Source organism: Legionella sp. km772 (assembly GCF_003989735.1).
Classification (GTDB): domain Bacteria; phylum Pseudomonadota; class Gammaproteobacteria; order Legionellales; family Legionellaceae; genus Legionella.
This window is the reverse complement of record NZ_RZGQ01000195.1, coordinates 1-4,670: the sequence shown is the minus strand read 5'-3', so window position 1 is coordinate 4,670 and position 4,670 is coordinate 1. Positions and strand designations below refer to the sequence as shown.

Genomic DNA, 4,670 nt, shown 5'->3' with positions numbered 1-4,670 from the left:
TAAATCTTCAACAGTTGATAAAAAAGCTAATACTTCAGACATCCCTTTCTTTCGCCAGTTCAAATAAATGCAGGATTATACTGTTTATGTGACTAATTTCTAGTCATGAAAAGCCCCTGCCTAATGAGGCTGTTCTTCAGCAAGTTAACTCTCGAGTTCAAGACAGCCTACCCCTCAATAAGCCAAGCAGCATCGCTCACACCGATAAATCAACGTGTTGTATGGTTCCTGCTTCGCCGTTTTCTTTTAAAAAAACGCCGGTGGCTTGGATTACTCCCAAATTTTTTTGCGCCTCTTGCTTGTCAGAAAGGTGGAAGGTTGTTTGGGCGGAACCAGTATATAAAGCGCCAATATTGAGTGTTTTCAAATCGACTAATTTTGCCACATCCGTTCCTGCGTTTATCCATAACTTTAGGCTTTTATAAATAGAATCATTTTCATCAATCCAGCCATTTTTATCCTCATCATATTGGGCTAATTCCGCAAAACCATTGCCGCTTTGGGCGCCGAATAATTCTTTGCCATTGTTGATGATCCCGTCATTATTCTTATCTAAGGCTAAAAATGCACGATTTCCTAAGAGTTTAGGAATCAATTCATTATTACCATCCGAACTTAAATCAAAGGAAAAGCGCTGGTTGCTTAATTCAGCTGCTGAGCCATCTAAATTAATGACTAGTGGATCTTTGGTGGCGGCCAGTAGTCGTGCTTTAGTGTCATTGGTTTCTAAAGTCTCTTTGTGCATCAGCAAATCCATGGTGATGTTTATGGTTTTACCATCTGCCGTTTTAACTTCACCTTGAGCGGAGAATTGGGCACTTTCTGACTGATAAAGCGCCTCATGCGCCTGGTATTCCACAACCGGTGCTTGTGATGGATTGCTATTTGTTGACTGAGAATTGTTGGGCTTATCGTTATTTAATAGTTGGGCTTTAGTTTTATCTAAGGCGTCTGAATCAAAGCCTAATTTTTTCATTAAATCAGGATCTTTATTCAATCGCTCTAATAATAGGACAATAAGTAATAATTTAACCTTGGCATCAATGGGAAGCTTACTTAATGGGTCGTCATTAGCTTCTTGGGGTTGGACTTCCGTTAGTTGATTATTCTGGCCTAATTGTTGGACTATGGTATTCGCCTTAGCCCTTAAAGAGGAGTTCGGATTTTTGTCGGCAAAATCTTGCCAACCCGCTAAATAACGTTGCTCTTTAATTTCAGTTTTAGCGGCCGTAAAATTAAGCTGCTGCCCGCTTGTACCTCCCGTTCTTACTTGCAACTGCTCTGTTTTTGTATAGAGTGAATACGCTTGGTTTTTGCTTTGCAATCCTAAATTGCTCGTTTCTATTCGCATAAGGGCCGCCTTTTTTTGTAGTCCTCTTAATTGGGATCGACATTTCGCTAATTAACTTGAGCAATATTTGTGCAATATTTATTTTTTTAGAGGGACAGCATTGAGTTTTTTCTTTTCATGGGCTGATTATAATTATAAAGTCGCTTTAATTTAGAGTCGTTGACAGCGGAGTTTTAATGAAGGCTGAACTGAGTTTATCGCCGCCAAGCATCACTTGGGCAGATGTTTTAGGCGAGGAGAAAAATAAAGCTTATTTTAAGGCGATTTTGACTTTTATCGGCCAAGAAATAAACGCGGGGAAAATGATTTATCCGCCGCGTCAGGATTTGTTTGCGGCATTTAAAGAAACAGCCTTTGAGCAAGTTAAGGTGGTCCTTTTAGGGCAAGATCCCTATCATGGGCCTGGACAGGCCCATGGCCTTTCTTTTTCAGTAAATCCCGGCATTAAACCGCCGCCATCCTTACTTAACATTTTTCAAGAATTAAAAAATGATTTGCATCTTCCCTTTCCCTCGCATGGTTGTCTAAAGAAATGGGCTCATCAAGGTGTGCTTTTATTGAATAGCTCCTTAAGTGTTGAGCAAGCTAAACCGCAATCGCATGCCCATATTGGCTGGGGACAATTCACTGATACCGTGATTAAAAAATTAAATGACCATCCCCAAGCCTTAGTTTTTTTATTATGGGGTGCGCATGCGAAAAGTAAACGCGCATTGATTGACGAGAACAAGCATTTAATACTCGCTGCTGCTCATCCTTCTCCCTTTTCTGCCCATCATGGTTTTTTCGGTTGCCGTCATTTTTCGAAGACTAATCAATTTTTACAGTCTAAGGGGCGAGGGCTTATTGATTGGCGCTTAGAATAATTAGTTCGCTTTTCATGGACTTACTAGAGGGAATTGCAACCATTAAAAACAAGCTGTCCGAGTTAGATTTCGGGTTTAAGCTTTTCCTTAAACTGCTTTTTGGGTTAAGTGTAGTTGTTTTTGCAGGTCTTTAATAACTAGGCTTGCTCCGTAGTAATTTAAATGATCGCCATTCATATAATAAGGAAATTTGCCGTCTTTGATCCTACATCGCTTTTCATTACAAAACAAAGGCCTCGGATTATAGATCTTGATTTGCGGAAAGCCTGCAAGCAATTGATTTATCACTTGATCATATTGCTGCGTCCTTTTCGCATAACTTGCAAAATTAAGCACGCATTTTTTTTTCAGCTGATGAGTCCATGGTAAAGTCAGGGGCCTATTAACATAACAATAATTAATATTAAAATCTAAATCGGGAATATCTTTTAAAAAAACAAGGTCCTTTTTGCTTTGCAGTACCCGGCTAAAAAAATGCTTTCCATTGGCTAAAAAACTTTTTACATCAGCGCTATTGATGGGTTTTGCATTGCGCCAGTTAGTGCCATTCTTACTAAAACCGCCAGTCATAAGGTAGGCCCAGTAGCCTGATACATAAACTGTTTTTATGGAGCTATTGCTTTCTAAAAAAGCTAAGACTGCATCATATTTCTTTTTGCACTCGTCTTTCAAAAAACCATTATAAGAGAAGGGCAAACAGGAGGTTTGTGAAATGACTAAGACGGAGTTTTTTTCCATCTGGCTCCCCACGGCATGGCGATAATGCAGTGTGTGGGAGTCGCCAAGAAATAAAGTGTCGGGCATTGCATTTTTAGAAATACTGCAGGTACCGTCGAACTTAAAGGATTTAAATTGGGGTAATAACCTATCGCAAGGGATAAAGTTTGCTGTAGAGTTAACCGGTGTCGTTCTTAAAGCAATTAAGTCCTTATTGTTGTTAAACCTCGCGCTCAAGCCTTCTTGTTTTTTAATATAAAATCCTACACTACCAATCGTTGCCATTAATAAAGCCAAGGCGAGCAGTTTCGGCGTATTAGCTTTATTACTCCAGCGAATAGGTTTTTCAATAAGTTTATAGGTAAGCCAAGCCAAGATAATAGACAACAGCACGACTGATATTCGTATAGTTTGCGACGGGATATCGCCTTCCATCACCCGCGCGAAAGCCAATAAGGGCCAATGCCAAAGGTATAAAGGGAAACTGATAATACCAAACCAGATGAGCACCGGGTGGGCAAGGACTTTGCGATTAAGCCACGCTGTAGGCCCGGCTAAAATAATTAATAGGGCACCCAACACCGGTAATAGGGCCCATCCGCCAGGAAAAACCGTTTGTTTGGAAAAGCTAAAAGCCGCAATCATGGTCAATAAAAACCCGAGTATAGAGCATAGATTTTGAGTGGTTTTAGAGCCTGTTGCTGGATTAAATGGGTGGGCCATCGGGGGGGTATATAGTAATAGCCAAGCTAGGAGGCTGCCCGCTAATAATTCCCAACAGCGAGATTGCGGTGAGTAGAAGCTCGCTTCGGGATGTTGGCCTATTAAGGCTAGATTCAATAGAAAAGAAATTGCGCTGAACACGAGGATAAGCGTAAGAAAATTAAGTTTTCTTTTCCAGGCTACCCATAGCAAGAGGGGCCAAAAAATGTAAAATTGCTCCTCAATACCCAGGCTCCATAAGTGCAAAAGCGGTTTGGTATCGGCTGCATTATCAAAATAACCGGTTTCCTTCCAAAGAATAAAATTAGAAATAAACCCGGCGCCACCGGCAATATGCCGCCCTAATTGCTTGTATTCTTCGGGGAATAAAGCAAACCAACCAAAGATGCAGCAAAAAGTTAAGGTTAGCAATAAAGCCGGAAAAATACGTTTAATTCTTCGTTGGTAAAAATCAAAAAAACTAAAGTTATTATTTTCTAGGCTAGAAAATATGAGGCTAGAGATTAAAAAGCCGGAGATGACGAAAAATACATCAACCCCGATAAAGCCGCCACGGAGCCAGTTGGGAAAAGCATGGAAGGCAACTACCAATAATACGGCGATGGCTCTTAGGCCATCAATATCCGGTCGGTATTTGAAGTGGGTCGCAGGGGAAACAGATTGCATTATTTCTAGGCCTAAATAGAATGATTAACTAAAGCACAGCACTAAGCTAGACGATTCCTTACTAAATTAGCGCAAATAATAACAAAAAAGCAGCCAAAGGATAAGCCCGTTTGCAAGCCTTAAGCTTAATTTAAGGGCAGGTAATAGAAAGCACACTCGCTTCTTTGCGGGCCCCAGGGCTTGCGTCTCCTTCGCAAAGCATTAGTTGCTCTTTTTTTTGTTGGTATTTTGATATAGGCGCGGATTTTTAGACGAAAAAAAGGTATTTTTAAGAGCTATTCTTCTAATATAAGAGGGGAATAGAATGACCAAAAAGCGAAATTATTACACTGCATCAAAAAAATCAA

General features: G+C 40.3%; 3 protein-coding genes. 1 reads left to right on the top strand and 2 read right to left on the bottom strand.

The genetic code is table 11. The features are described 5' to 3' along the window. Nucleotides 1–196 precede the first annotated feature (196 nt). Nucleotides 197–1,351 carry a hypothetical protein gene (locus tag ELY15_RS13510; RefSeq protein ID WP_127100916.1) on the bottom strand — a complete coding sequence of 385 codons (1,155 nt, stop codon included), beginning with the start codon at nucleotides 1,349–1,351 and terminating at the stop codon, nucleotides 197–199. A 176-nt stretch (nucleotides 1,352–1,527) separates the two neighbouring features. Here ELY15_RS13510 and ung point away from each other — a divergent pair, with 176 nt between their 5' ends. Continuing rightward, entirely contained in the window at nucleotides 1,528–2,217 is a 690-nt protein-coding gene (gene ung / locus ELY15_RS13505) for a uracil-DNA glycosylase (protein ID WP_127100914.1), read from the top strand. Nucleotides 2,218–2,304: 87 nt separating this feature from the next. Here ung and ELY15_RS13500 read toward each other — a convergent pair whose 3' ends face one another. Further along, nucleotides 2,305–4,323, bottom strand: coding sequence for an acyltransferase family protein (locus ELY15_RS13500; RefSeq protein WP_127100912.1), 2,019 nt, complete (start codon nucleotides 4,321–4,323; stop codon nucleotides 2,305–2,307). Nucleotides 4,324–4,670 lie beyond the last annotated feature (347 nt).

Excerpts from the sequence above, each read along its gene's own strand:
- ELY15_RS13510 (WP_127100916.1), bottom strand. The coding sequence starts at position 1,351 with ATGCGAATAGAAACGAGCAATTTAGGATTGCAAAGCAAAAACCAAGCG.
- ung (WP_127100914.1), top strand. The coding sequence starts at position 1,528 with ATGAAGGCTGAACTGAGTTTATCGCCGCCAAGCATCACTTGGGCAGAT.
- ELY15_RS13500 (WP_127100912.1), bottom strand. The coding sequence starts at position 4,323 with ATGCAATCTGTTTCCCCTGCGACCCACTTCAAATACCGACCGGATATT.